24 protein-coding genes are annotated in these 25039 nt (G+C 65.4%); 17 read left to right on the top strand and 7 right to left on the bottom strand.

What is annotated here, in order from left to right:
* Window positions 1-22: 22 nt before the first annotated feature.
* Window positions 23-2104 carry a glycine--tRNA ligase subunit beta gene (gene glyS, locus GGR36_RS07610; protein ID WP_183633740.1) on the top strand — a complete coding sequence of 694 codons (2082 nt, stop codon included), beginning with the start codon at window positions 23-25 and terminating at the stop codon, window positions 2102-2104.
* A gap of 71 nt (window positions 2105-2175) precedes the next feature.
* Here glyS and pstS read toward each other — a convergent pair whose 3' ends face one another.
* On the bottom strand, window positions 2176-3219 hold the full coding sequence (gene pstS, locus GGR36_RS07605; protein ID WP_183633738.1) for a phosphate ABC transporter substrate-binding protein PstS: 1044 nt from the start codon (window positions 3217-3219) through the stop codon (window positions 2176-2178).
* A 148-nt stretch (window positions 3220-3367) separates the two neighbouring features.
* Here pstS and gmhB point away from each other — a divergent pair, with 148 nt between their 5' ends.
* The 4 genes from gmhB to gloA all read left to right on the top strand — a co-directional run bounded on the left by gmhB (window position 3368) and on the right by gloA (window position 5921).
* Window positions 3368-3901: a D-glycero-beta-D-manno-heptose 1,7-bisphosphate 7-phosphatase gene (gene gmhB, locus GGR36_RS07600; protein ID WP_183633736.1), complete on the top strand. Its 534-nt coding sequence runs from the start codon at window positions 3368-3370 to the stop codon at window positions 3899-3901.
* Complete coding sequence (locus GGR36_RS07595) at window positions 3898-4680, top strand: lysophospholipid acyltransferase family protein (RefSeq protein ID WP_242533074.1); 783 nt, start codon at window positions 3898-3900, stop codon at window positions 4678-4680. Before gmhB ends, GGR36_RS07595 begins: the two co-directional genes overlap by 4 nt.
* 19 nt (window positions 4681-4699) lie before the next feature.
* A complete protein-coding gene (locus GGR36_RS07590) occupies window positions 4700-5467 on the top strand; it encodes a M48 family metallopeptidase (protein ID WP_183633734.1) in 768 nt (255 codons plus the stop codon).
* 67 nt (window positions 5468-5534) lie between these two features.
* Entirely contained in the window at window positions 5535-5921 is a 387-nt protein-coding gene (gene gloA / locus GGR36_RS07585; RefSeq protein ID WP_183633732.1) for a lactoylglutathione lyase, read from the top strand.
* A gap of 8 nt (window positions 5922-5929) precedes the next feature.
* Here the strand turns inward: gloA and GGR36_RS07580 are convergent, their stop codons facing one another.
* The 3 genes from GGR36_RS07580 to GGR36_RS21870 all read right to left on the bottom strand — a co-directional run bounded on the left by GGR36_RS07580 (window position 5930) and on the right by GGR36_RS21870 (window position 9982).
* Window positions 5930-7024, bottom strand: coding sequence for an HD domain-containing phosphohydrolase (locus GGR36_RS07580; RefSeq protein WP_183633730.1), 1095 nt, complete (start codon window positions 7022-7024; stop codon window positions 5930-5932).
* A 43-nt stretch (window positions 7025-7067) separates the two neighbouring features.
* A complete protein-coding gene (locus GGR36_RS07575) occupies window positions 7068-9437 on the bottom strand; it encodes an ATP-binding protein (protein ID WP_183633729.1) in 2370 nt (789 codons plus the stop codon).
* A gap of 191 nt (window positions 9438-9628) precedes the next feature.
* The gene (locus GGR36_RS21870; RefSeq protein ID WP_183634935.1) at window positions 9629-9982 is read right to left on the bottom strand and encodes an FKBP-type peptidyl-prolyl cis-trans isomerase; all 354 of its coding nucleotides are present in this window, start codon (window positions 9980-9982) and stop codon (window positions 9629-9631) included.
* Between the two features lie 168 nt (window positions 9983-10150).
* Here GGR36_RS21870 and GGR36_RS07565 point away from each other — a divergent pair, with 168 nt between their 5' ends.
* From GGR36_RS07565 to GGR36_RS07550, 4 genes are all read left to right on the top strand, one after another.
* On the top strand, window positions 10151-10900 hold the full coding sequence (locus GGR36_RS07565) for a class I SAM-dependent methyltransferase (protein WP_183633726.1): 750 nt from the start codon (window positions 10151-10153) through the stop codon (window positions 10898-10900).
* A gap of 101 nt (window positions 10901-11001) precedes the next feature.
* Window positions 11002-12300, top strand: coding sequence for a tryptophan--tRNA ligase (locus GGR36_RS07560; protein WP_183633724.1), 1299 nt, complete (start codon window positions 11002-11004; stop codon window positions 12298-12300).
* A gap of 2 nt (window positions 12301-12302) precedes the next feature.
* Window positions 12303-12965, top strand: coding sequence for an HAD family hydrolase (locus GGR36_RS07555; protein ID WP_183633722.1), 663 nt, complete (start codon window positions 12303-12305; stop codon window positions 12963-12965).
* A 3-nt stretch (window positions 12966-12968) separates the two neighbouring features.
* The gene (locus GGR36_RS07550) at window positions 12969-13817 is read left to right on the top strand and encodes a CPBP family intramembrane glutamic endopeptidase (RefSeq protein ID WP_183633721.1); all 849 of its coding nucleotides are present in this window, start codon (window positions 12969-12971) and stop codon (window positions 13815-13817) included.
* Window positions 13818-13825: 8 nt separating this feature from the next.
* On the opposite strand, the gene GGR36_RS07545 is transcribed toward GGR36_RS07550, so the two are convergent.
* The gene (locus tag GGR36_RS07545; RefSeq protein WP_183633719.1) at window positions 13826-14605 is read right to left on the bottom strand and encodes a ferredoxin--NADP reductase; all 780 of its coding nucleotides are present in this window, start codon (window positions 14603-14605) and stop codon (window positions 13826-13828) included.
* A gap of 165 nt (window positions 14606-14770) precedes the next feature.
* On the opposite strand from GGR36_RS07545, the gene GGR36_RS07540 reads away from it, so the two are divergent.
* The 3 genes from GGR36_RS07540 to GGR36_RS07530 all read left to right on the top strand — a co-directional run bounded on the left by GGR36_RS07540 (window position 14771) and on the right by GGR36_RS07530 (window position 18251).
* Window positions 14771-15565 carry a transporter substrate-binding domain-containing protein gene (locus GGR36_RS07540; protein ID WP_183633717.1) on the top strand — a complete coding sequence of 265 codons (795 nt, stop codon included), beginning with the start codon at window positions 14771-14773 and terminating at the stop codon, window positions 15563-15565.
* Window positions 15566-15665: 100 nt separating this feature from the next.
* Window positions 15666-17009, top strand: coding sequence for a sodium-dependent transporter (locus GGR36_RS07535; protein ID WP_183633715.1), 1344 nt, complete (start codon window positions 15666-15668; stop codon window positions 17007-17009).
* Window positions 17010-17510: 501 nt separating this feature from the next.
* Window positions 17511-18251 (top strand): hypothetical protein, encoded by a 741-nt coding sequence (locus tag GGR36_RS07530; RefSeq protein ID WP_183633712.1) that lies wholly within the window; start codon window positions 17511-17513, stop codon window positions 18249-18251.
* A gap of 128 nt (window positions 18252-18379) precedes the next feature.
* Here GGR36_RS07530 and GGR36_RS07525 read toward each other — a convergent pair whose 3' ends face one another.
* Entirely contained in the window at window positions 18380-19504 is a 1125-nt protein-coding gene (locus tag GGR36_RS07525) for a peptidogalycan biosysnthesis protein (protein WP_183633710.1), read from the bottom strand.
* A 114-nt stretch (window positions 19505-19618) separates the two neighbouring features.
* Between GGR36_RS07525 and GGR36_RS07520 the strand changes: the two genes are divergently transcribed.
* Window positions 19619-20161 (top strand): DUF2062 domain-containing protein, encoded by a 543-nt coding sequence (locus tag GGR36_RS07520; RefSeq protein ID WP_183633708.1) that lies wholly within the window; start codon window positions 19619-19621, stop codon window positions 20159-20161.
* Here the strand turns inward: GGR36_RS07520 and GGR36_RS07515 are convergent, their stop codons facing one another.
* Entirely contained in the window at window positions 20162-20647 is a 486-nt protein-coding gene (locus GGR36_RS07515) for an Lrp/AsnC family transcriptional regulator (RefSeq protein ID WP_183633706.1), read from the bottom strand.
* 152 nt (window positions 20648-20799) lie between these two features.
* Between GGR36_RS07515 and hppD the strand changes: the two genes are divergently transcribed.
* The 4 genes from hppD (at window position 20800) to GGR36_RS07495 (ending at window position 25023) form a co-directional block, all read left to right on the top strand.
* Complete coding sequence (hppD, locus tag GGR36_RS07510; RefSeq protein ID WP_183633704.1) at window positions 20800-21903, top strand: 4-hydroxyphenylpyruvate dioxygenase; 1104 nt, start codon at window positions 20800-20802, stop codon at window positions 21901-21903.
* Window positions 21904-22012: 109 nt separating this feature from the next.
* The gene (phhA, locus tag GGR36_RS07505; RefSeq protein WP_183633702.1) at window positions 22013-22876 is read left to right on the top strand and encodes a phenylalanine 4-monooxygenase; all 864 of its coding nucleotides are present in this window, start codon (window positions 22013-22015) and stop codon (window positions 22874-22876) included.
* Window positions 22873-24012: a homogentisate 1,2-dioxygenase gene (locus tag GGR36_RS07500; RefSeq protein WP_183633700.1), complete on the top strand. Its 1140-nt coding sequence runs from the start codon at window positions 22873-22875 to the stop codon at window positions 24010-24012. Before phhA ends, GGR36_RS07500 begins: the two co-directional genes overlap by 4 nt.
* Before the next feature lie 24 nt (window positions 24013-24036).
* On the top strand, window positions 24037-25023 hold the full coding sequence (locus GGR36_RS07495; protein WP_183633698.1) for a fumarylacetoacetate hydrolase family protein: 987 nt from the start codon (window positions 24037-24039) through the stop codon (window positions 25021-25023).
* Window positions 25024-25039: the final 16 nt, after the last annotated feature.

The raw sequence follows: 25039 nt of genomic DNA, 5'->3' as shown, positions 1-25039 counted from the left end.
CGCTCGCCGTGCCCGGATCAACATGCAAGACACTCTGCTCGTAGAACTGCTGACCGAGGAACTGCCGCCTAAGGCGCTTGCGCGGCTCGGCGAGGCTTTCGCTGACGGCATCGTCAAGGGCCTGGTGGCCCACAAGCTGGTGGGCGCTGCGCCCGAATTCCACACCTTTGCGTCGCCGCGGCGCCTGGCCGTCACCGTGAGCGGTGTTGCCGCGCAGGCAGCCGATGCGCAGGTGCGCGAGAAGATCATGCCGGTCAGCGTCGCGCTGACGGCCGACGGCACGCCGTCGCCCGCGCTGCTGAAGAAGCTCGAAGCAAAGGGCATCTCCGCCGATGCAGTGGCGAGCTTCGAGCGCGCGATGGACGGCAAGAGCGAAACCTTCTTCCACACGATGACCGTGCCGGGCGCGGCGCTGGATGCGGTGCTCGCCGGCATCGTTGCTGAATCCGTGAAGAAGCTGCCGATTCCCAAGGTGATGCGCTGGGGCGATTCAACGCACCAGTTCGTGCGCCCGGTGCATGGCCTGATCCAGTTGCACGGCAGCCGTGTGGTGCCGGGTGAAGTGCTGGGCCTGGCGGCCGGCAACACCACGCGCGGGCATCGCTTCCTCGGTGAAGGCGCGGTCACGGTGGAGTCCGCCGAAGCCTATGCCCGCACGCTGTTCGAGAAAGGCTCGGTCGTCGCCTCGTTCGAGGCCCGCCGCAGCCTGATCGCGCATGAGCTGGCGAAAGCCGCCGCGCAGGTCGGCGCGCATCCGGTGGAAGACGCCGCGCTGCTCGACGAAGTGACTGCGCTGGTCGAGCACCCGACGGTCTACGTCGGCGAGTTCGAAGCCGAGTTCCTCGCGGTGCCGCAGGAATGCCTGATCCTGACGATGAAGCAGAACCAGAAGTACTTCCCGCTTCTGGACGCCGCCGGCAAGCTGATCAACAAGTTCCTCATCGTCGCCAATATCAAGGCCGACATCGCCGACAACATCACCGGCGGCAACGCCCGCGTCGTGCGCGCGCGACTGTCGGACGCGAAGTTCTTCTTCGACACCGACCGCAAGGCGAAGCTCGATTCGCGCCTGCCGCGCCTGGCGAACGTCGTTTATCACAACAAGCTCGGCTCGGTGCTGGACCGCATCGGCCGACTCGAAGCGCTGGCCGGCAAGATCGCTGCACGCCTGCATGCCGACGTGGCCGCTGCGCAGCGCGCCGCACGCCTGGCGAAGGCCGACCTCGTCACCGAGATGGTCGGCGAGTTCCCCGAGCTGCAGGGCATCATGGGCGAGTACTACTCCCGCCACGATGGCGAGGGCGAAGTCGTCGCCAAGGCGATCGAGCAGCATTACCACCCGCGCTTTGCCGGTGACAGCCTGCCGCAGGGCAACGTGGCCTGCGCGGTTGCGCTGGCCGACAAGCTCGACGCGCTGGTGGGCTTCTACGCGATCGGCGAGAAGCCAACCGGCGACAAGGACCCCTTCGGCCTGCGTCGTGCAGCACTGGGCGCCTTGCGCATCCTGATCGAAACGGAACTGCCGCTCGAGCTTGATGCGCTGCTGGCGGATGCGGCGGCGGGTTTTGCGGCCGAGCACAACGCGGCTGCGGCGATCCCGGCACTGGTTGAGTTCATCGGTGACCGCCTGCGCAACCTGTTGCGCGAACAGGGCACGCCGGTCGAGCAGGTCGATGCCGTGCTCGCCGCGTTGCCGAGCCGTGTCGCCGACGTGCCGGCCAAACTCGCCGCAGTGGCCGAGTTCGTCGCGTTGCCGGAAGCGGCGGCGCTGGCGGCGGCCAACAAGCGGATCGTGAACATCCTGAAGAAGGCTGAGGGTGCGATCGGCGAGATCGACGTTGCACTGCTCGTTGAACCGGCCGAAAAAGCGCTCGCGCATGCCGTGATCGAAGCGGCGCCGCTGCAGCGGTCGCTGCTCGAAAACGCCGATTACACCGGATCGCTCAAGGCGCTGGCCGGCCTGCGCGGCGCGGTCGACACCTTCTTCGAGGAAGTGATGGTGAATCACGACGAGCCGTTGATCCGCGCGAATCGCCTCGCGCTGCTCAAGCAACTCGCGGGCATGATGAACGCGGTGGCAGACATCTCGCGCTTGTCGGTCTGACACGCTGACGCGTTACGCAAAACAAAAAGGGCGACCTGAGGGTCGCCCTTTTTTGTTGGCTGGGGTGTCGCTCAGAAGTTCATGTTCCAGGCGATCGGCTGGCCATCCTTGTCGCGCACCTTGTTCATCTCTTTGACGGCGCGTGCCTGAGTCAGATCGGGCATGGCGATCCAGCGGAACTCGGCGGTGATGGCATCGCCGCGCATGAAGCCATAGCTGAACAGCGAAAGTGCCTGCGCCGCTTTGCTCGCATCAGTGACCTTCTTGCGCATGACAACAAAGGTGCCGCTGGTGATGGGCCAGGCTTCCTTGTCCTGCATGTCGGTCAGCATCTCCTCGAACTTGCCGGCGGTCGTCCAGGCGCTGGCTTTGAGCGCCGCCTTGAAGCTGATCGGGCCGGGAGCAGGGTAGTTGCCGGCACTGTTGGCTACCCGGGCGTAGTTGAGGCCGGCCTTTTCGACCTGACCATATTCGGCATAGGCGATCGCACCGGATGTCTTCGACAAGGCTTCGAGTTGCGCCGAGGTGCCTTTGACCAGCTTGGTGCCCTCAGGCCATTTCAGTTTGAAGTCGTTGCCGAGCGAACTCGCCCATTGCGGGCTGACTTTGCTCAGGTAGTTCGACAGCACGTAAGTGGTGCCGGAACCGTCTTCACGGCCGATCACGGTAATCGCCTGGTCGGGCAGACGAACGCCGGGGTTGAGCGCGGTGATCGCGGAAGCGTTCCAGCGGTTGATGCGGCCCGACAGGATGTCGGCGAGCACGGCCCCGGTCAGCTTGAGCTGGCCACGCGCGACACCATTGACGTTGATGGCCGGGACGACGCCGGAAATCGCGGTCGGAAAATTCACCAAACCGTCGCGTTCGAGCTGATCCGGTGGCAGCGAGACGTCGGAGGCACCGAAGTCCACCTTGCCTTCCTTGATCGCCTTGATCCCCGCCGACGAACCGGACGCGGTGTATTCGAGCTTCACACCGGTCTTCTTGCCCCATTCGGCGGCCCACGCGTTGTAGAGCGGCGCTGCGGCGCTCGAACCCGCGCCAGACAGATCTGATGCTTGCGCGGCAGTGGTAACGAGCAGAACGCTCAGAAGGACTGCTGGTGTGTGGCGCATTGCCAGTGTCTCCGCAAAAAAGTTCCGGATTGTACTGCCATTGTCATATTTGGCAGGTTCCGGAATTGTGCTCGACGGCGTTTGGGCGGTGTCCGGCACTGACCCGCCCTGTTACGATTGGGGTCTGAAGCACTAGGCTGGAACTCGCATGAAACTCGTCATCCTGGACCGCGACGGCGTCATCAATTTCGACTCGGCCCAATTCATCAAATCGCCCGAAGAGTGGCGGCCGATTCCCGGCAGCCTCGAGGCCATTGCGCGCTTCAACGAAGCGGGCTGGCGGGTGGTGGTGGCGTCGAATCAGAGCGGCGTTGGCCGTGGGCTGTTCGACATGGATACGCTCAACGCCATCCACGAGAAGATGACCAAGCTGCTGGCGCTGGCGGGCGGGCGCATCGACGCGATCTTCTTCTGCCCGCACCCGGCCGATTCCACCTGCGATTGCCGCAAGCCGCGCGCCGGCATGCTGCGAGAAATTGCCAGCCGGTTCAACGTTGATCTGACTTCGGTGCCGACGGTGGGCGACAGCTTGCGTGATCTGCTTGCCGGTCAGGAAGTCGGTTGCGAGCTTTTCCTGGTGCTGACAGGCAAGGGTGAGCGCACGGCAGCGGCGCCCGGCGTGCCGGAAGGTACGCGGATATTCCCGGATCTGGCGGCGGTGGCCGACGCGCTGATCAAATGAATCGCCAGACCACGCTTTGTTCGACCGACGCAGTCGAAGCCATGCTGCGGTCAGCAGTGTTCCTGCTGCTGCAATTGCTGGTCACTGTTCCGTACGCCTTCCTGTCGATGCTGACCTTCCCGCTGCCGCCGCAGCGGCGCTATCACATCATCATGGGGTGGTGCCGCACCAACGTGCGGATGATCCGCAGCCTGCTTGGCATCAGCTGGAAGATCGAAGGCTGGGAACACCTGCCGCAACGCCCGTCGGTGATCCTGGCCAAGCATCAATCGGCGCTCGAGACGATCCTGTTTCCGGTGCTGTTTCCGCCGCAAAGTTTCGTGCTCAAGCGCGAACTGCACTGGCTGCCGTTCTTCGGCTGGGGACTGGCGATGCTGCCGATGATCGCCATCGATCGATCGCGCGGCGCCGACGCGATGACGCAGGTCAAGCTAGAGGGTGCGAAGCGCCTGTCCGAAGGGTGGTGGGTGTCGGTGTACCCGGAAGGTACCCGCATGCCTGTTGGTGGCAAACGGCGCTACAAGCTTGGCGGCGCGACGCTGGCAACCCACGCCGGCGCACCCATCGTGCCGGTTGCGCTGAACACCGGCGAGGTATGGCCGCGTCGCGCCTTCATCAAGTATCCGGGCGAGGCGACGATCATCATCGGCCCGGCCATCGAGACCGCCGGGCGATCACCGGAAGAGGTGAACGCGGAAGTCGAAGCGTGGATCGAAAACACCATGCATGCCCGCTTTCCTCACCATTATCTGCGGCAAACGCAGACGGCAACCGCTTGAACTGGCCCACGACCGATTCATGTTCGACCGCCTCACGCGCCTGCTGAACGCCGGTTCCCCTGCTACCCAGCAGCGCGAAATCGTGTTCGGCACGCGGGTCGTGCCGTATGTACTCAAACGCAGCGCACGCAAGACGTTTGGCATGAAGGTGGACGCCAACGGCTTGACCGTGTCGATCCCGCTCAAGGGCAGCATCGCCGAGACCGAGGCATTCATCCGCCACCATGCCGCCTGGTTGATCGAGAAGCTCGACGCCCATGCGGCGCGCCCAAAGCCAGAGCGGTTCGAAGTTGTCGACGGCGCCAAGCTCCCGGTGCTCGGTCAGGACTGCACGATCAGGGTCATGCCCGGTGCAGGCCGTGCGCGCTGGATCGAGAGCCACTTCGACCGCGAACTTCAGCTGCCGCACCGTCCGGGTCAAGACCCGCGGTTGATGCTTCGCCGCGTGCTGCAGCGTCATGCTCTCGACTACTTTGCCGGTCGGCTCGACGAATACCTCCATCGGCTCGCCGCCACACACCCGGGCGTGCCGCGACCCGCGCTGTCGCTGACCGGCGCGCGCACCCGCTGGGGCAGCTGCAGCCGCCACAGCGGCATCCGCCTGAACTGGCGGCTGATCCACTTTGAACACGCTCTGATCGATTACGTTGTGGCGCACGAAGTGGCGCATCTGATCGAGATGAACCACTCGCCGCGTTTCTGGTCTGTCGTCGAACTGCTCTGTCCCGATTGGCGGGCGGCGAGGGCGGCGCTGAAGGCGCGCGGCCACGCGCTGCCCGAGATCTGAACTGGCCCATTCAAGGGGTGTCGCGCTGAACCGGCGCCCCGCACCTGATTCCGGAAAGGAAACCCTGATGCGAATCCTTCACACCATGCTGCGTGTCGGCGATCTCGATCGCTCGATCAAGTTCTACACCGAGGTGCTTGGCATGCGTTTGCTGCGCCGCCACGATTACCCAGAAGGCAAGTTCACGCTGGCCTTCATCGGCTATCAGGACGAAAGCGAAGGCGCGGTGATCGAGCTGACCCACAACTGGGGCGTCGATGCCTACGAGATCGGCACCGGCTACGGCCACATCGCCCTGGAAGTCGAGGATGCCTACGCCGCCTGCGCCGACATCAAGGCACGCGGGGGTGTAGTCACCCGCGAGGCTGGGCCGATGAAGCACGGCACGACGGTGATCGCCTTCGTGCAGGATCCGGATGGCTACAAGGTCGAACTGATACAGCGCAAGGGCTGACCGGCAGGTCAGTCGGTGAAGCGGGCGCGAATGGCCATTACCTCGTCCCAGCCGTCGAGGAAGGTATTGACGCACTGCGGGTCGAAGTGGCTGCCGCGCCCCTGTTCGAGAAAGGCGCGCGCATCCTCGAGCGCCCATGCTTTCTTGTAGGGGCGCGATGAAGTCAGCGCATCGAAGACGTCGGCCACCGCGACGATGCGGCCGATCAGCGGGATGCCGTCGCCCTTGAGCCCACGCGGGTAACCGGTGCCATCGAACTTCTCATGGTGGGTGTAGGCAATCTCCGCCGCCATCTTCAACACCGGTGAGGCCGAGTCCTTGAGAATGTCGTAGCCCATCGTCGCGTGCTGCTTCATCTTTTCGAATTCCTCCGGCGTGAGCCGGCCCTGCTTGAGCAGAATCTCATCCGGGGTGCCGAGCTTGCCCACATCGTGCATCGGTGCTGCGGCGAGCAGCCTTTCGCAGGTCTGCGTGTCGAGCGCCAGCCTGCGGGCAATCATTGCCGAATAATGGGCCATACGCTGGATATGTGATCCGGTTTCTGGGTCGCGGAATTCGGCCGCTTTCGCTAAGCGCCTTACAGTTTCTTGTTCGCGTTCATGAATGTCGGCGGTTGCGCGCTTGACGGCCTGGCTCAGTTCCTCCGCCCGCCGGGCTTCTTCGTCTGCTCGCTGTGTCTGGGTATCTGCCCGGATTTCTTCATCTTTGGCGCGCGCAGCCAGCATCAATGAATGCTCGCGCAAGCGCAGCATGTTGCGCGCACGGGGAATGAACTCGTTCTTGTCGATCGGCTTTGACAGGAAATCGGTCGCGCCGCTTTCCAGTGCCTGATAGCGCACCTCCCGTTCATGCGCAGCCGTTACCATCAGGATCGGGACATCCATGTTTTCAGTGCGAGCGCGAAAGCGGCGCATCAGTTCGAGCCCGTTGATGCCCGGCATCATGTAGTCGACGATCAACAGATCGGGTTGCACTTCAAGGCAATGCACCAGCCCCGCTTCCGGATCGCTGAAGGCCTGCGTCTCGCAGTGTTCGATACGGGCGACCAGCGCCTGCATCAGCGCCAGATTGACCGGCGTGTCGTCAATGATCACGACCTTCATGGCTGTGCCCCGACCTTGTAATCTGCTCGACGGTCAGCGCTCATCAAGCGATTTCCCCTTCTTGGTCATCGGCGCGCTGCGGTGCCTTGCGCGGCAGCGTGAGGATGAACGACGTGCCGTGTCCGGGCTGGCTTTCGACCCGGATCGCGCCGCCCAGCACACCGGTGACGATGTTGTAGACGATGTTCAGCCCGAGCCCGGTGCCACCGCGCCCGAGTTTGGTGGTGAAGAAGGGGTCGAAGATGCGCGGCAGGTTTTCGGCCGGAATGCCGCGCCCGTTGTCCGAGAACACCAGCTTCACATGCTGCTCGCTTTCCGCTTCGGCGCTGACGGTGATGCGGCCGCCGGCATGGGTTTCGAATCCGTGGGTGATCGCGTTTGTCGCGAGGTTGGTGATCACCTGCCCGAGCGGCCCTGGATAGCTGTCGAAGTCCAGACCTTCCGGTATTTCGTTGGCGAAGGTACAGCCGGCCTTGCGGAAAGTGGGTGCCAGCGTGACTTCGATTTCGCGCGCGATTTCGCGCAAATCGAAGGCGCGGCGGCGGGCGCCGATCTGGTCCACGGCCACCTGCTTGAAGCTCGATACCAGATCCGCCGCTTTCTGAAGGTTGCGCAGCAGCGTGTCGTTTCCGTCCGTCAAGGCAGACATGAATTCGCTCAGCGTGCTGCGGCGCAGACCGCTCTCGAGCGCTGACTGCAAATCGCGGCGGTGGTCTTCCAGCGTGCTGGCGACCATCAGGCAGTTGCCGATCGGCGTGTTGAGCTCATGTGCCACGCCTGCGACCAGTGATCCCAGCGCGGCGAGCTTTTCGCTCTGCACCAGTTGGGTCTGGGCCGTCTGCAGGCGGTTGAGCAATTCGCCCAGTTCGCGGTTGGCGGATTCGAGATCGTGCGTGCGGCGCGCCACCTTGTCTTCCAGCGTGCGGTTGATCTCCTCAACTTCGGCCTTGGCGTTGATGATCGGCGTCACGTCGATCGCGCTCCAGATGAAACAGGCGCGCCCATGCAGGGTCACGCGCCGTCCCGCGATGTCGTGGCAGGCACGTTCGCCGGCTGCCGACAGTGTCCAGGCACTGATCTTCTCTTCCTCGCCTTGACCCGAAAGCATGCCTGCGAACCGCCCGGCATCTTCTTCACTTGCCCACAGGCCCAGCGCCGACAAGGGTTTGCCGATGCAGCCGCTGAGCGTGCGTCCGAAGTCGCTTTCAAACTGGGTATTGACGTCCAGGACCTCGGCCTCGTGCGTCAGATCGACGATGCACAGCGCAACCGGCGCATGGTGGAAGAGGGCGGCAAAACGCTGTTCGCTCTCGCGCAGCGCTTCTTCCGCGGCACGCTCCACCGTGATGTCGCGCAGGTTCCAGACCAGCAGTTCTTCGTTGCCGGCCCGGAACAGGCGGGCCGAGGCTTCCATCAGCAGGCCGGCGCCTTCGCGCGAGCGCATCCAGACTTCGCGGCCGTCGAGGCGCCCCTTGCTGTCGATTTCGGCGATGCAGCTTTCGCGCGCACCTTCGTCGATCCACAGCGGTATCTCGCTGGCGCGGCGATCGAGCACTTCACCCTGAGCGAAACCGAAGGTGCGCTCCCAGGCGGGGTTCACCATCAGGAAGAGGCCATCATCCTTGCGTGCCACCGACATCGGCGCGGCAGTGAGCGCGAACACGGTGGCAAGGCGCTCTTCGGATTCGCGGCGTGCGGCTTCGGAGCGCTGCCGTTCCTCAAGTTCGCGGGCGAGGGCCTCGTTCTTGTTTTCCAGGTCCGCGAACAGGCCCAGCAGTTCCTTGCGGGTGACTTCCAGACGACTCGCGAGGTGGCCGATCTCGTCGTCGCCGCGCGAGGGGATTTCCTGTGACAGTTCGCCGCGCGCCAGGGCATCGGCCGCATTGCCCAGCGATGCGAGCGGGGCGACCAGGCGCCGACGCAGCAGCCAGAAGATCAATCCGGCCGCGAATGCCAGCTGCAGCAGGGCGGTGCCGGCAAAGGCGCTCATCTGGCGCAGCTGCTGGGCCCGTACCGTGTCGCCGGTGACACCCACGTGCACTGTGCCGAGTTCGCGATCCTTGTAGATGACCTTGCGCGCGGTTTCACGGACTTGCCTGGCGGGCTGCCCGCGTTTGATCTCCATCAGCGGGCCCGCGGTGCGGTCGACGATCGTGACGGTCACCACGTCAGGGTCGCTCATGATCGCTTCGACAAGCGGGCGGACCCCGTCCGGGCTCAGATTCCACAAGGGTTCGCGTGCGCCGAACGCGAGAATGTTGGCGTACTGGTCGAGCTGCAGCGTGATGCGGCGTTCAACCTCGACCTGGTAGCTGTTGTACAGCAGGGGCAGCGCGAACAACGCCGGCAGCGCCAGGCCGATGGCAACGAACAGCAGGATCGACGTACGTAGCGAACGGGTTTTTCGGGACATGGGCGACGCGCAGCCTCAGGGTTCCAGACTGCTATTACGGACGTTTCAGCAGGAACTTCAGTAATTGCTGAAAAACTATTGTCACGCCCGGTACGCGTCGGGTTCGCGCCCGTCTGCGCGGCGACGACCGCAGCGCGTATGGGCCCGATCGGTGCTGCGGCCGGGAAGGTGCGACCCCCCGGCGCTTGTGTTTACTTGGCGATACCCAGCAACTCCACCTCGAACAGCAGCGTGGCGTTGGGCGGAATCACGCCGCCCGCACCGCGGGTGCCGTAGGCGATGGCCGGCGGGCAGACGAGCTTGGCCTTGCCGCCCACCTTTATCTTCTGCACCCCTTCGGTCCAGCAGGAAATCACGCGGGTCAGCGGGAATTCGGCCGGTTCGTTGCGGGCGTAGGAGCTGTCGAATTCCTTGCCGTCGGGCAGGGTGCCGCGGTAATGCACGCGCACGGTATCGGTAACCTTGGGTGCGGGGCCAGAACCTTCCTTCACCGGCACGAACACGAGGCCCGACGCGGTGGTCACGGCGCCCGGCTCCTTGGCCATGCGGGCGGTCAGGTCGGCGCCGGCGTCGGCGGCAAATGCGGGGGCGATGCTCAGCGCGGCCAGCAGGGTGATGATGGACTTCACGGGTATCCTCCGAGGTTTGAAGCGGCAAGGATACGACAGACCTGTCGTTCCCCCGCGGGCGGCAGAATCAAACGAGCGACGACCATGGCGATCGACCTGTTTTCGGCGGAAGCCGGCCACTATGCCGCAGTGCGGCCCCATTACCCCGACGCGCTGATCGACTGGGTAGCGGCCGCGGCACCCGCGCGCGACAGCGTGTGGGACTGCGGCACCGGCAACGGGCAGGCGGCCATCGCGCTGGCGGCGCACTTTGCACAGGTGGAAGCGAGCGATCTGTCAGCCGCGCAGATCGCGCACGCGAAACCGCATCCGCGTGTGCGCTACCGGGCCCAGCCCGCGGAAACCACCGGCTACCCCGATCAGGCCTTCGATGCGGTGTGTGTGGCGCAGGCGCTGCACTGGTTCGACATGAGCCGCTTTGCGCCGGAGCTCGATCGCGTGCTCAAGCCGGGTGGCCTGTTTGCCGCCTGGGGCTACGGCGGCTTCTCGCTGAACCCGGCGTTCGACGCCGTGCTGCGCCGCACCGTGCTCGATCGCGTCGATGCCTTCTGGGCACCGCAGAACCAGTTGCTGTGGGGCGGCTATCGCGCCGTGCCGCTGCCATATCCCGACCTCGACGTGCCCGCGATCCGGATGACGGTGCGCGCCGATCTGGCAGGCGTTATCGCCTACCTCAAGTCCTGGTCCGCGGTGCGTCTATGCACCGAAGCGCAAGGCGACGCCTTTCTGCGCGACGCGGCCGAAGCATTGTTGCCGGTGTGGGGCGCATTGCCCACCGATGAGCAGGAACTCGACTTCAGCTTTTACCTGCGCGCGGTGCGAAAGCCGGCCTGAGCGGCGGACATGCCGGGCGCACGGCCCGGCGCGATTCGTACTTGCGGCCGCGCTTCGGTAGACTCTCGGCTTTGTGTCCGAATTTTCCCAAGGCGGCATCGATGAGTCTGCGTGTCCTGACCGGTATCACCACCACCGGCATCCCCCATCTCGGCAACTACGTCGGCGCGATCCGCCCGGCGATCCTCGCCAGCCAGCAGCCGGCCACCGAGAGCTTCTTCTTTCTCGCCGACTATCACGCGCTGATCAAATGCGACGACCCGGACCGCATCGAGCGCTCGCGTCTCGCGATCGCCGCGACCTGGCTGGCGGCCGGGCTCGACACCTCGCGCGTGGTGTTCTACCGCCAGAGCGACATCCCCGAGATCCCCGAGCTGACCTGGCTGCTGACCTGTGTCACCGCCAAAGGCCTGATGAACCGTGCGCACGCCTACAAGGCCTCGGTGGACCAGAACGAGCTGGCCGGCAACGAGCCGGACGACGGCGTGACGATGGGACTCTTCAGCTACCCGATCCTGATGGCGGCGGACATCCTGATCTTCAACGCCAACAAGGTGCCGGTGGGGCGCGACCAGGTGCAGCACATCGAGATGGCGCGCGACGTGGCGCAGCGCTTCAACCACCTCTTCGGCAACGGGCGCCAGTTCTTCGTGCTGCCGGAAGCGGCGGTGGACGAGGCGGTGGCGACGCTGCCCGGCCTCGATGGTCGCAAGATGTCGAAGAGCTACGACAACACCGTGCCGCTGTTTGAAGGCGGCGCCAAAGGGCTGCGCGAAGCCATTGCGCGCATCGTCACCGATTCCCGTCTGCCGGGTGAGCCGAAAGACCCGGACAGCACCAGCCTCACCGCGCTGTTCGACGCCTTCGCCACGCCGTCCGAACGCGAAGCCTTCCGCGCCGACCTGCGCGCCGGTCTCGGATGGGGTGATGCCAAGCAACGCCTGGTCGAGCAGCTTGAGCGCGAAATTGCGCCGATGCGCGCGCGCTACGAGGAGCTGATCGCACATCCGGCCAAGATTGAAGAAGCGCTTCAGGAGGGCGCCCGCAAGGCGCGCGCGCTGGCCACGCCGCTGCTCGCCGAGCTGCGTCAGGCGGTCGGCCTGCGCCCGATGGTCGCGGCACCGACCGCCAAAGCTGCCGAAGCGGTGAAAGCCGCAGCCAAGCCGGCGTTCAAGCAGTACCGCGAGGCCGACGGCCGCTTCTACTTCAAGCTCACCGATCCGCAAGGCCGCTTGCTGCTGCAGAGCGAAGGCTTCGATGGCGGGCGCGACGCCGGCCAGTGGGTCGGTCGCCTCAAGAGCGAAGGTGCCGCCGCATTGGCCGGCGCGCCGGTTCAGGCCGCCGAGGGCGTCAGCGCCGACGAGATTGCCGCCGCACTCGCGTTGTTCGCCGAAGACTGAGCATGGTGGCGCCGCGGCTGCTCATCTTTGACTGCGACGGTGTGCTGGTCGACAGCGAGCCGATGGCCAACCGCAAACTGGTCGAGCATGCGGCCGCCCACGGCCTGCAACTCGAGCTCGAGGCGACCTTGCATGAGTTCAATGGCGCCACGCTGAGTCACCGGGTTGCCACGCTGGCCGCTCGGCACGGCTGGTCACCGCCCGCCGATTTCGTGCGCGAGGTCGATGACCAGATCGACGCGTCGGTGGCCGAAGCCGATGCGATCCCCGGCGTCGCCGCGGTGCTGCGGCAGCTGGCCGATGCCGGGGTGCCGATGTGTCTGGCGTCGAACAGCCGCCATCGCGAGATCGAGATCCGGCTCGCGCACCTGGGATTCACGCACTACTTTTCGCGTCGCTTCAGCGGCGCGGAAGATGTGGCCCACGCCAAGCCGGCGCCGAACCTTTACTTGCATGCTGCCCGCGAGATGGGCGTCGCGCCGGCCGAGTGCGTCGTGATCGAAGACAGCGAGAACGGCATCCGCGCAGCCTGCGCGGCCGGGACACGGGTCTTCGGCTTTGCCCGATTCACGCCGCATGAGCGGGTTGTCGCCCTGGGCGCAACCCCGTTCGCCGACATGGCGGAATTGCCGGTCCTGCTGGCCGGCGCCGGGCTCGCGATCTGAGCGATGCAGCCCGCGGCACTGCTCGCGCTTGCGGTGCTCGCCTGGTGGCTGCCGCCGCTCGCCGGGCGCTGGCCGCTGTGGCCGGGCTTGCTGGTGCTTGCGTCGCTTGCGGGCCTTGCATCAGGTGCAATGGACTCGATCGGGCTCGGCGTCACCGCGGCCCTTGGCGGGCTGGTCTTCGTCACGCGACATGCCCCGCAACCTGGCCTGCGCGCGCTGGCGCTGACCGGTGCGGCGGTGCTTGCCTTGGCGATGGCGCTGCATGTGGTGCCGGGGTTTCATGCCGAGCTGGTGGCGCATGATCTGCGGCTCTCGGCCGATGCGGCGCCGTTCAGTTTCTGCTGGCGTCTGGATACCGGCATCGCCGGCCTGTTGTTGATCGCCGCCGTGGCGACGCCCGCACGCGGTGCCGACTGGCGCGAGCTTGGCGCGGTTTTGCTGCGTGGTGCGCCGGTGATCGTCGGGCTGGTGGTCGCGGCAAGCCTCGCCGCAGGCTATGTGCGCTGGGCGCCGAAATGGCCCGAGTTGGCACCGGTTTTTCTGATCGCGAACCTGTGTTTCACCTGCGTGGCCGAAGAGGCCTTCTTCCGCGGACTCATCCAGGCGCGGTTGCAGGCGGCTGCGGCCGGTCGCGCGGGCGGGCAATGGGCCGCCATCGGTGTCGCGGCGTTGCTCTTTGGCCTTGCCCATCTGGGCGGCGGCGCGCTGTATGCGGCCATCGCGACCCTGGCCGGTGTCGGTTATGGCTGGGCTTTTGCGCGCAGCGGCCGCATCGAGGCGGCGATCCTGATGCACTTCGCCGTCAATGCGGTGCACTTCATCGGCTTCACTTATCCGCGTCTGGCGAGCTGAACGTTTGCCTACCAGGCGTTCTCGACCACCAACTGGCCTGGCGCGCTGAGCCGGCTTAGCCGGTAGCCCATCTGCATCAGCTGCCGGTGCGTGTCCTGCACCATGGTCGGATTGCCGCAGATCATCAGGCGCGAGGTCTCGGGCGAGAGCGGAACGCCTAGCGCGCGCTCCAGTGCGCAGGTGCGCAGCAGTTCGGGAATGCGCGCGTGCAGCGCGTCGGCGTGGTCGTCCCGCGTGGTGACCGGCTGGTAGCGCAGCTTGTGCGCGTGCTCGGCCCACAGCGGGTGCTGCGCGAGCGTGGCGATTTCGCTGCGGTACGCGAGTTCGTCCCAGACCTGCACGCAATGCACCAGCACGATCCGTTCAAAGCGCTGCCACACCGCCGGGTCCTGCAGGATCGACAGATAGGGCGCCAGCCCGGTGCCGGTCGCAAGCAACCAGAGGTCGGTGCCGTCCACGAAGCGATCGGTGGTGAAAAAGCCGGTCGCCGTCTTTTCGATGCGGATGCGCGCATCGGGCTGAATCTGCGCGAGTTGCGAGGTGAACTTGCCGCCCGGTACGAGAATCGACAGGAATTCCAGATGCTCGTCCCACACCGCCGACACCATCGAATACGCACGCCATACCGGCGCGCCGTCCGCGCTGTCGAGGCCCAACCGCGCGAACTGCCCCGGCGTGAAACGGAAGGCGCGTGGCCGCTCCACGCGGAAGCTGAGCAGCTTCGGCGTCCAGTGGTGCAGGCTGAGTACCGGCGTTTCGGTGTATCGGGTTTCGGGTGATCCGCTCATGGGGCCTCAAGCGACGGCAATGTTGCGTTCAATATCCGACAAAAACAGTAGGTTATTGGTTCCCGCTTCCGCGTGCAGCAGAGGGTGGCCGACGCACTACAAGGTGCAGCCCGGCCGATATGCACCCTATGATCGAAGCTGTGGCCCCCACCGACAGGCGCTCAAGTGTTGGCATCGCTGAAGGCCCTCTCCCTGTTTGCACTCCTGACGCTCGGCGCCGCGGCCGAGGCTGCCTGCGCGCGCCCCTATGTCGTGCTCGGCTCGCCGGGCGGACTCAATCTCTACATTGAAGACGGCCGCGCGGCGGGGTTTCTGCCCGCGCTGGCGGCCGAGGTGTCGCGGCGCAGCGGCTGCGTGCTGACGGTCGAAGTGGTGCCGCCCGAACGTCTCATCGCGATGGCCGATGTCGGCAAGGCTGACCTGCTCGGCAATGTGAGCCGCGGCAACAGCAAGCCGGCCGATCGCGACTTCGTCGATATCACCGTGCTGGAAGTCGAGATGGTGCTGGACGCCCGCAGCGAGATCCGCAGCCTCGACCAGTTCGCGGCGACGCCCGGCGCGCTGCTCGGCCGCATGCGGCGCGGGGCGGAAACGCCGGCCTTGCGGCAGTACTTCGCGCGGATCGATCCGGCACGTATCGATGTGTCGGAAGACGCCGACACGCTTGCCCGCAAACTGGCGGCCGGGCACATCCAGGCCTTTTTCGGCACGCCGCTGTTCTACCTCGGCAGCGTCCAGCTCGCGGGCATGGGCGGGCGCATCCGGGCGCTACCGCTCGGTGGCGAGCCTTATCGCATCGGCTGGTCGATGCTGCACGCGACCGTCGCCGCGGCCGATCGCCGCCTGATTTCGCAAACCATCGAAGCGATGCGGCGCGAGGGGGCCGTACAGCGGCTGCTGGCGGCGCAACTTGCGGGTGGCGACGGGCGCGCGCAGGCCTTGCCGGCAGCGGCGCGTTGAACCCGGCGCCTCCGATCGATCCGCCATTCACCTCGATCAACGTCGCCTGCCGGAGCAGCAGGTAAGCTGCGCCGGTTTTCTCAACGCTTGGCGGTGTCGCATGTCTTCTGCCCGTGACGGCTTTTCTTCGACCTTCGGCGTGCTCGCCGCAACTCTGGGCTCGGCGGTCGGGCTGGGCAACATCTGGAAGTTTCCCTACCTCACCGGTGCCAACGGTGGTGCGGGTTTCCTGCTGGTTTACCTGCTGGCCACGCTGCTGGTCGGGCTGCCGGTGATGATTGCGGAGATTTCGATCGGGCGTGCGGCGCGCGGCGACGCCATCACCTCGTTCCAGCGGCTGCGGCCGAACGGCGCCTGGGGCCTGATCGGGGTGGCTGGCGTGATCGCGGCCTTCCTCATCATGGCCTTCTACAGCGTGGTCGCCGGCTGGGTCTTCGCCTATGTGGCCAAGGCTGCGGGTGGTGGCTTGCTGTCGACCGACCCCAAGGTCACTTCCGCCGCCTTCGGTGCGCTGGTGTCCAACCCATGGCAGGCGCTGGCCTGGCAGTGGCTGGTGCTGGGCGTGGTGGGGGTGGTGATCTCGATGGGCGTATCGCGCGGCATCGAGGCGGTGACCAAGCGGCTGATGCCCATCCTCTTCCTGCTGCTGGTGGTCATCGGCGTGCGCGGGCTGATGCTGCCCGGCGCGGCAGATGGGCTCGCCTTCCTGTTCAAGCCCGATTTTTCCAAGATCACACCGGCGGTGGTGCTGGTGGCGGTGGGGCTGGCCTTCTTCAAGCTGTCGATCGGCATGGGCACGATGGTCACCTACGGCAGCTACTTCCGCGCCGACCAGAACATCCCCGCCACCGCGACGCGGGTAATGCTGGCCGATCTGCTGGTCTCGCTGCTCGCCGGCGTCGCGATCTTCCCGGCGGTGTTCGCCTTCGGCTTCACGCCGGCGGCCGGGCCCTCGCTGGTGTTCATCACCATTCCCGCCGTGTTCGCCAGCATGCCGGGCGGCGCGGTCTTCATGTTTGCCTTCTTCGTGCTCACCGCGGTGGCGGCGATGGGTGCGATGCTGTCGATCGTCGAAGTGCCGGTCGCGGTGCTGGCCGAGCGCTTTCGCCTGCAGCGCTGGCAGGCCACGTTGCTCAGCGTGCTGACCATCGGCACCGTGGGTTCGCTGGCGGCCATGTCGAGCAGCGCCACCGCCGACTGGACGCTCTTCGGCCTCAACCCCTTCGACCTGTTCGACTACCTCTCGTCAAACATCCTGCTGCCGCTCGGCGGCATCCTGGTGTCACTCTTCGTCGGCTGGGCCTGGGGCCGCGATGCCTGGCGCGACGCGCTGGCGCAAGGCGGCGGCAAGGCCGCAGTGATCCGCATCCTGTTCGTGCTGGTGCGCTGGGTCTCGCCGCTGCTGATCGCGGTGGTGATGCTCAAGGGGCTGGGGGCGCTCTGAACGGGGCAGGGGCCGTGTCGAACCGGCGGTGTCTTTCACGTAGTGCGGGTTAGCCAAAGGCGTAACCCGCAATTTAACGGGTCACGCATCTGCAGCCGTTTTCTCCGCGCGGGTACGCCTGCGGCGGACCCGCCCTACCAGGCTGACCAGGGCATTGACGATAGTAATCGTCTTTGAACTCCGCAGTTCGTGGCAATTCATTGGGGCATTATTCGGCAAACGTTTGCTCCCCGCGGGTACGCCTGCGGCGGATCCACCCTGCCGCGGTTATCGTTGGGAATTGGCATGCAATCAAGGTTTGTACGTGTATTGATCCTCGCATTGATGTGTCTTGCGGCTGTGCTCATTTACGGCCATTTCCGCGCCGGTCCCCAGCCTGGAACGGCGTCAGATGGCATCTCGGTGGTCAGTCCGGCTTTACAGGAATCGCCGCAGCCTGCAACGAATTCAAGCGGACCCCTGTCGCCGTTTGGTAGCGAATCGGCTGGTGGGAGGGCTGTCGTGGCTGCCTTCGAGCGGAGCAATGACCTGTTTGCTTGGTGGCGGGCCAATCAGGCGGCAAATGACCCGTTTATCGCACAGGCGGCATGGCTTGCAGTCGACCGATGTCGGGAACTGACCATTCCGACTGCCCGGGGTGAGAAACAAGTCGCTGAACGAGCGTTTGGCGAAGGCATTCCAGATCGCGCAGTACGCACCGCCGCATGGGCTGACCTCGCAGGCAGGTGCCGAGGGTTCTCTTCCTTGACGCCGGAGGAATTGAAGTCGGAGCGAGCCGCACTGGAGCAAAGGATGGCAAGTCTCAATTCTCCGATGGCGCAACTGCGAAAAGTGGACGAACTCGCCGCGGCGGGAAGGATTTTGGAGGCGCGATCGAAGATCGAGGCCGTCATTGCGTCGGGCGACCCCGTTGCGCTCGCGGCCGTGGGTTTCTCATTGCCACCGAATCTGGGCGCAGTCGCGCAATTGCCTGTTTCCTATTTGCAGCTCGCGTGTCTGAACGGCGCCGACTGTGCCAAAGGTTCTTTCATGAGCAATGTGGCCTGCATTGACCTGGGGTTGTGCGGTGACAATCTGCTGTCAGCAGTCGATGAAATGGCAGCACGTGAAAAGCTATCCGAGACGCTGAGCAGCGAGGTGAATGTGCTGGCTTCCGCGATTCGGGGCGGCGACCTTTCAAAGCTTTGGAAAGACGGAAAGGCGAAGAGTGCGGTCGCGACGGGAACTGTTGTTTCCCAGTGATCAACGGCGAGATGTGTCCTTGGCTTGTCGCATGAAGATGGCACCGCGGGGCGATTGGTCCGTTCGTGACGACTATCAGGTTGCGCGACGCCGACGTGCGAGCATCACGTGCGCAATGTGGATTGATCTCATTCTTTTCGAAACGGCCGGTGTTCCGCCAGTTCGTCAATGTAATTCGCCACGCCATTGCCTTCATGCGCCAGGAAGCGCGCGACCGCCTGGTCGAGGCGCGGGTCGGCTAGCCAGTGCAGGGAGTGGGTTTCGACCGGGTCCATGCCGCGTGCGAGTTTGTGCTCGCCTTGCGCGCCGCCTTCGAAGCGCTGCAGGCCGCGGGTGATCGCGTACTCGATGCCCTGGTAGTAACAGGCTTCGAAGTGCAGGCAGGGTACGTATTCGACCGCGCCCCAGTAGCGGCCATACAGTGCGGTGTCGTCGCGCAGCATCAGGCTGGCGCCGATGGGGGTGCTTTCGCGTTCGGCGAGCACCAGCACGCAGGCCTGCGGCAGCACTTCGCCGAGCCGCATGAAGAAGGCCGGGGTGAGGTAGGGGGTCGAGCGGTGCAGCGCGTAGGTGGTGGCGTAACACTGGTAGAAGAAGGCCCAGTCCGCTTCGGTGATCGCCTTGCCTTCGAGCCAGCGCAGCCGCACCCCGGCGTCGTGCACCTTGCGGCGTTCCTGGCGGATCTTCTTGCGCTTGTCGTGCGACATGCGGCCGAGGAAGGCCTCGAAATCGGCTTCGCCCGCGCTGTGCCAGTGGAACTGCACATTGCGGCGCAGGTGCATGCCGAGCGCTTCGGCGGCGGCGCGTGCATCGGCATCCGGGAACAGCAGGTGCAGCGACGAGAGGCGCGCTTCGCCGCACGCAACCAGCACCGCTTCAAGCAACTGCGTCCGGTACGCCGGCGCGGCGGCGAGGATGCGTGCGCCGGGCACCGGTGAAAACGGGATCGCGGCGAGCGCCTTGGGGTAGTAGGGGATGCCGGCACGCTGGCTGGCTTCGGCCCAGCCCCAGTCAAAGACGAATTCGCCGTAGGAATGCTGCTTGGCGTACAGCGGCATGGCGGCCAGCAGGCGGCCGGTTTCATCGCACAGGCTGGCGTGCATCGGCTGCCAGCCGGTGCCTTCGCCGACGCAGCCGGTGTCTTCAAGCGCGGCGAGAAAGGCGTGCTGGACGAAGGGTTGCGGCCCGGCCAGCGCGTTCCACTCGGCGGGGTCGATGTCGCTGATGCGGGGGTGCAGGTGCAGACGGTTCACGCGGCGTTTCGGCGAGGATGCAGATGGGGCGCATCATCGCCGATCTGGCGCGGCGCCGACACGGGGAACCCCGCTCGCCGCGCCGGGTCAAATCGCAGACGCCTTGTTCCGGACATGCTTGTGTTTGACTCCCTGCGTATCACGCCGCTGCGCCTTCTGCGCTCACGATTGCTGCGCCCCTTTGCCGGGCGCTTGCTGGATCGGCGCCTGTGGCGTCCGGCGCCGCACACGATCGGGCTGGGCATTGCGCTCGGCTTGTTCTTCGGCATCGTGTCGCCGGTGGCGCAGATCTTCCTGGCAGCATTGGCGGCCACCGTGTTGCGGGCCAACCTGATGGCGGCGGCGGTGGCGACCCTGGTCACCAACCCGTTGACCGCGCCCCCGATCTATCTGGCGGCCTATCGGCTGGGGGCGGAGTTATTGCCCTGGCTGGTGCCGACGCTGGATGCGGCCTTGATTCCGCAGCTGGAGGCTTTCAGCTTCGACGCCCTGCAGGCGATGTGGCAGGGCATGTCGCTGGGCTGGGCGGGGCTGTCGTTTGCGATCGGTCTGGTGCTGATTGCTTGCGCCTCGGCAATTGTCGGTTACCTGGTCGCATGGCTGGTCATGCGGGGAGTTGCCTCCCGCCAATTGGCCGCGGCGGCCCGACCGGGCTGATTACTCGATCAGCGCGTCGACCGGCAGGATCGTGGTGTGTTTGACCTCTTCCAGTGCAAAGCTGGATTTGACGTCCAGCACGCCGGGGTGGCGCAACAGCTTGTCCATCACGAAGCGCGAGAAGTGCTGCAGATCGGTCACCAGCACGCGCAGCAGGTAGTCCATTTCGCCCGTCATCGCGTAGCACTCGGTCACTTCCGGCCAGCCCTGCACGGCGGCCTTGAAGCTGTCGGTGCCTTCGCCGGCGCGCTTGTCGAGCGAGACATTGACGAAGGCGAGCAGCGTCAGCCCCAGCTTCGCCGGATTGAGGATCGCGGTGTAGTGGTCGATTACCCCGTCTTCCTCCAGGCGCTGCAGGCGGCGCAGGCAGGGCGAGGGCGACAGGGCGACGTTCTTGGCGAGTTCGACGTTGGGAATGCGACCATTCTGCTGCAGCACTTCGAGGATGCGGCGGTCGGTTCGATCGAGTTTGACGGCGTCAGTCATGTGGTTGCTTGAATATCAAAAAGTCTATTCAAAAGTTGCGCAAATGCTGTTTGTTTGAGCAATAAACGCAACGAAAAATTCGGCGCGTTTGACTATTCTTCTTTCTGCGAGGCGCTGCCGACAGAGCGGCCCCCAACAGAGGAGACACAATCATGCCGCTGAACCTTGTCCGGCCGCGGCCGGAACCGCGCGCCCTATGGGACAACCCCATGGGCACCGACGGATTCGAATTCGTCGAATACACCGCGCCCGACCCGAAGCTGCTTGGCGCGCTGTTCCAACAGCTTGGTTTCAAGGCTGTTGCGCGCCACCGCTCCAAAGACGTGACACTTTACCGCCAAGGCGAGATCAACTTCATCGTCAACGCGGAAAAAGACAGTTTCGCGCAATCCTTCGCCCGTGTACATGGCCCCAGCGCCTGTGCGATGGCATTTCGTGTCCGTGACGCGAAGGCCGCCTACGAACGCGCGCTGTCACTCGGCGCCGAACCCCATGCCCAGCAGTACGGCCTGATGGAGCTGCAGATTCCGGCGATCAAGGGCATCGGCGGTTGCCCGGTGTATCTGGTGGATCGCTACGGCGGCCCCTCGATCTACGACGTCGATTTCGTGCCGCTCTGCGACGACGTGGAGCACAAGGGCTACGGCCTGACCTACATCGACCACCTGACGCACAACGTGCACCGCGGCCGCATGAAGGTGTGGTCCAGCTACTACGAGAAGCTGTTCAACTTCCGCGAGATCCGCTACTTCGATATCGAAGGCAAGCTCACCGGCCTGAAGAGCCAGGCGATGACCAGCCCCTGCGGGCAGATCCGCATCCCGATCAACGAATCCTCGGACGACAAGAGCCAGATCGAGGAATTCCTGCATGCCTACAACGGCGAAGGCATCCAGCACATCGCGCTGGGCACCGACGACATCATCGCCACTGTCGAGGGCATGCGGGCCAATGGCATCAAGTTCCTCGACACGCCGGATACCTACTACGACGCGGTGGATACGCGGGTGAAAGGCCATGCGGAGGATGTCGCGCGGCTGCGCGCCAACCGCATCCTGATCGACGGGGCGCCGAGCGAAGGGCAGGGCTACCTGCTGCAGATCTTCACCGAGACGGTGATCGGGCCGATCTTCTTCGAGATCATCCAGCGCAAGGGCAACGAGGGCTTTGGCGAGGGCAACTTCAAGGCGCTGTTCGACTCGATCGAGCTCGACCAGATCCGCCGTGGCGTGCTGACCGACCCGGCTGCCGCCTGAGTTACCGACCCCGCGGAACGCGCGGTGAAGCCGTCACTCTCAGTACACATGAGGGTGCGACGAGCGCCACGCGGGCCGCGGCCCGCCTCATCCCTCAGGAGGGTTCGCGATGCTGAAACCCGAAAACCCGCTGCGCGGCGATTACTCGCAGATGCGCGCGGACTACACCGTTGATCAGGACTGGGCGGCCTACACGCCCGAGGAACATGCGCTCTACCGCCGCCTCGTCGAGCGGCAGAGCCGCAAGCTGCCGGGCTACGCCTGCGACGAGTTCATCGAGCATGTGAACGAACTGCTCAGCGATGGCATCCCGCTTTTTGAGGTGGCGAACGCCATTCTCGGCCGCGCCACCGGCTGGCAGATCGTCGGCGTGCCGGGCCTGATCCCGGACGATGTGTTCTTCACCCATCTGGCCAACCGCCGCTTTCCGGTGACGGTGTGGCTGCGTAAGCCCGAAGAATTCGACTACATCGTCGAGCCGGACGTGTTCCACGACTTCTTCGGCCATGTGCCGCTGCTGATGAACCCGGTGTTCGCCGATTACCTGCAGGAATACGGCCGCGGTGGCATGAAGGCAGCGGCGCTGGGCGGCCTGGGCTATCTTGCTCGGCTGTACTGGTACACCGTCGAGTTCGGCCTCATCGACACACCGCAGGGCCTGCGCACTTACGGGGCGGGCATCCTGTCTTCCGGCGGCGAGATCCTGCACTGCGTCGATTCACCGGCGCCGCACCGGGTGCGCTTCGACCTGATGCGGGTGATGCAGACCGAGTACCGCATCGACCGCTTCCAGGACACCTACTTCGTCATCGACAGCTACGACCAGTTGTTCCGCGAGACAGCGCAGGACTTCGCGCCCTTGTACGCGCGGCTGCGGGGCTTGCCGATCATCGATCCTTCCGTCACCGTGGGGGGCGATACGCTGATACCGCTGGCACGTCACCACGACCTCAACCGGAGATCCGCCGCATGAAACGCTGGATCAGTTACCCCAAAGCCGAGGGTGAATTCTCCCGTCAGGCGCACTGCGACCTGCCGGACGGCACCTTCGAGCGCGAGATGGGCAAGGAGGGCTTCTTCGGCCCGGCCTGCCACTTCCACCACAAGCACGCACCGACCGGCTGGACCGAATTCGACGGCCCGCTGCGGCCGCACGCCTTCGACCTGAATCGACTCGAAGTACGTGCCGCCAGCCCGTTCCAGGCCTATCCGCTGCTTTCCAACGGCGATGCGCGCATCCGCTGGTGGCTGCTCGATGCGCCGATGCCGGCACTCGCTCGCAATGCCGACGGTGACGAACTGCTCTTCATCCATGAAGGCGAAGGGGCATTGTTCTGCGACTGGGGGCATCTCGACTACCGCGACGGCGATTACATCGTGCTGCCGCGCGGCGCCATGTGGCGGCTCGAACCCCGCCAGCCGACGCGGGTGATGCTGGTGGAGGCGAGTGGCAGCAGCTACCAGCTGCCGGAAAAGGGCCTCGTCGGCCCGCATGCGATCTTTGACGCGACTGCGCTCGATACGCCCAAGCTCGACGACGCCTTTGCCGCGCAACGCGATGGCGAGGCCGGCAGCCGCCCTTGGGCGGTGCAGGTCAAGCACCAGGGCAAGCTCACGACGATTCGCTACCCGTTCAACCCGCTCGACGCGGTGGGCTGGCATGGCGATCTGGCGGCTTGCCGGGTGAACTGGCGCGACATCCGGCCGCTGATGAGCCACCGCTATCACCTGCCGCCCTCGGCGCACACCACCTTCGTGGCGCGCAACTTCGTCGTCTGCACCTTCGTGCCGCGGCCGATCGAATCCGACCCCGGTGCACTGAAGGTGCCGTTCTATCACTCGAACGACGACTACGACGAATTCATCCTCTACCACCGCGGCAGCTTCTTTTCGCGCGACAACATCCGCCCCGGCATGACGACGCTGCACCCGTGTGGCTTCACCCACGGGCCGCATCCGAAAGCCTTTGCCGCCGGACTTAAGGCCGAACGCAAGGAGACGGACGAGGTCGCGGTGATGATCGACACCCGCTTCCCGCTCGAAGTGAACGAGCCGGCGCGGGCGGTTGAACTGCATGAATACGCCGATTCCTGGAAACCCAAGGCCTGAGGGCCGCGAACACACCGAGGCAACATGAAACTCGCCACCCTCAAGACCGGCGGCCGCGACGGTACGCTGGTCGTCGTTTCCCGCGACCTGACGCGCTGCCAGCCGGTGCCGGAGATCGCCCGCACGCTGCAGGCAGCGCTGGACGACTGGGATCGCTGCGCACCCCAGCTCGCCGAAGTGTCGCTGGCGCTCAACAACGGCCATGCGCGCCACGCCCAGCCCTTCGACGTTGCCGCCTGCCATTCACCCTTGCCGCGTGCCTACCAGTGGGCGGACGGTTCGGCTTACGTGAACCACGTGGAGCTCGTGCGCAAGGCGCGCGGCGCCGAGATGCCGCCCGAGTTCTGGAGCGACCCGCTGATGTACCAGGGCGGCTCCGACAGCTTCATCGGCCCGCGCGACCCGATCGCGGTGCGCGACACCGCCTGGGGCGTTGATCTTGAAGGCGAGGTCGCCGTGATCACCGGCGACATGCCGATGGGCGCGACGCCCGAGCAGTGCGCCGGCACGATCCGGCTGCTCATGCTGGTGAACGACGTGACGCTGCGCAACCTGATCCCGGCTGAACTCGCGAAGGGCTTCGGCTTCTTCCAGAGCAAGCCGGCGACAGCCTTCTCGCCGGTGGCGGTGACGCCGGACGAGCTGGGCGAAGCCTGGGACGGCGCGCGGGTGCATCGCCCGCTGGAGGTGACCGTTCGCGGCGAGCACTTCGGCCGGCCGGAGTGCGGCATCGACATGGTGTTCGGCTTCCCGCAACTGATCGCGCATGTCGCCCGAACCCGCGAGCTGGAAGCCGGTTCGATCATCGGCAGCGGCACCATCTCGAACGTCGATCGCTCGCGCGGTTCGGCCTGCATCGTCGAACGCCGGATGCTCGAGACCCTGGCGGAGGGCAAGCCGGTCACGCCTTATCTCGGCTACGGCGAGCGCGTCACGATCGAGATGTTCGGTGCCGACGGGCAGTCGATCTTTGGTGCAATCGATCAGGTGGTCGCCGCATACCCCGTCTGAAGCGTTGCGCACGCGG

Source organism: Niveibacterium umoris, assembly GCF_014197015.1.
Classification (GTDB): Bacteria; Pseudomonadota; Gammaproteobacteria; order Burkholderiales; family Rhodocyclaceae; genus Niveibacterium; species Niveibacterium umoris.
The sequence above is the reverse complement of the archived record's forward strand: the minus strand, read 5'-3'. Positions and strand labels throughout refer to the sequence as shown.

What these genes read in the sequence shown, in the direction of transcription:
- glyS (WP_183633740.1), top strand. Translation starts at nt 23, where the DNA reads ATGCAAGACACTCTGCTCGTAGAACTGCTGACCGAGGAACTGCCGCCT.
- pstS (WP_183633738.1), bottom strand. Translation starts at nt 3,219, where the DNA reads ATGCGCCACACACCAGCAGTCCTTCTGAGCGTTCTGCTCGTTACCACT.
- gmhB (WP_183633736.1), top strand. Translation starts at nt 3,368, where the DNA reads ATGAAACTCGTCATCCTGGACCGCGACGGCGTCATCAATTTCGACTCG.
- GGR36_RS07595 (WP_242533074.1), top strand. Translation starts at nt 3,898, where the DNA reads ATGAATCGCCAGACCACGCTTTGTTCGACCGACGCAGTCGAAGCCATG.
- GGR36_RS07590 (WP_183633734.1), top strand. Translation starts at nt 4,700, where the DNA reads ATGTTCGACCGCCTCACGCGCCTGCTGAACGCCGGTTCCCCTGCTACC.
- gloA (WP_183633732.1), top strand. Translation starts at nt 5,535, where the DNA reads ATGCGAATCCTTCACACCATGCTGCGTGTCGGCGATCTCGATCGCTCG.
- GGR36_RS07580 (WP_183633730.1), bottom strand. Translation starts at nt 7,024, where the DNA reads ATGAAGGTCGTGATCATTGACGACACGCCGGTCAATCTGGCGCTGATG.
- GGR36_RS07575 (WP_183633729.1), bottom strand. Translation starts at nt 9,437, where the DNA reads ATGTCCCGAAAAACCCGTTCGCTACGTACGTCGATCCTGCTGTTCGTT.
- GGR36_RS21870 (WP_183634935.1), bottom strand. Translation starts at nt 9,982, where the DNA reads ATGGCCAAGGAGCCGGGCGCCGTGACCACCGCGTCGGGCCTCGTGTTC.
- GGR36_RS07565 (WP_183633726.1), top strand. Translation starts at nt 10,151, where the DNA reads ATGGCGATCGACCTGTTTTCGGCGGAAGCCGGCCACTATGCCGCAGTG.
- GGR36_RS07560 (WP_183633724.1), top strand. Translation starts at nt 11,002, where the DNA reads ATGAGTCTGCGTGTCCTGACCGGTATCACCACCACCGGCATCCCCCAT.
- GGR36_RS07555 (WP_183633722.1), top strand. Translation starts at nt 12,303, where the DNA reads ATGGTGGCGCCGCGGCTGCTCATCTTTGACTGCGACGGTGTGCTGGTC.
- GGR36_RS07550 (WP_183633721.1), top strand. Translation starts at nt 12,969, where the DNA reads ATGCAGCCCGCGGCACTGCTCGCGCTTGCGGTGCTCGCCTGGTGGCTG.
- GGR36_RS07545 (WP_183633719.1), bottom strand. Translation starts at nt 14,605, where the DNA reads ATGAGCGGATCACCCGAAACCCGATACACCGAAACGCCGGTACTCAGC.
- GGR36_RS07535 (WP_183633715.1), top strand. Translation starts at nt 15,666, where the DNA reads ATGTCTTCTGCCCGTGACGGCTTTTCTTCGACCTTCGGCGTGCTCGCC.
- GGR36_RS07520 (WP_183633708.1), top strand. Translation starts at nt 19,619, where the DNA reads ATGCTTGTGTTTGACTCCCTGCGTATCACGCCGCTGCGCCTTCTGCGC.
- GGR36_RS07515 (WP_183633706.1), bottom strand. Translation starts at nt 20,647, where the DNA reads ATGACTGACGCCGTCAAACTCGATCGAACCGACCGCCGCATCCTCGAA.
- hppD (WP_183633704.1), top strand. Translation starts at nt 20,800, where the DNA reads ATGCCGCTGAACCTTGTCCGGCCGCGGCCGGAACCGCGCGCCCTATGG.
- phhA (WP_183633702.1), top strand. Translation starts at nt 22,013, where the DNA reads ATGCTGAAACCCGAAAACCCGCTGCGCGGCGATTACTCGCAGATGCGC.
- GGR36_RS07500 (WP_183633700.1), top strand. Translation starts at nt 22,873, where the DNA reads ATGAAACGCTGGATCAGTTACCCCAAAGCCGAGGGTGAATTCTCCCGT.
- GGR36_RS07495 (WP_183633698.1), top strand. Translation starts at nt 24,037, where the DNA reads ATGAAACTCGCCACCCTCAAGACCGGCGGCCGCGACGGTACGCTGGTC.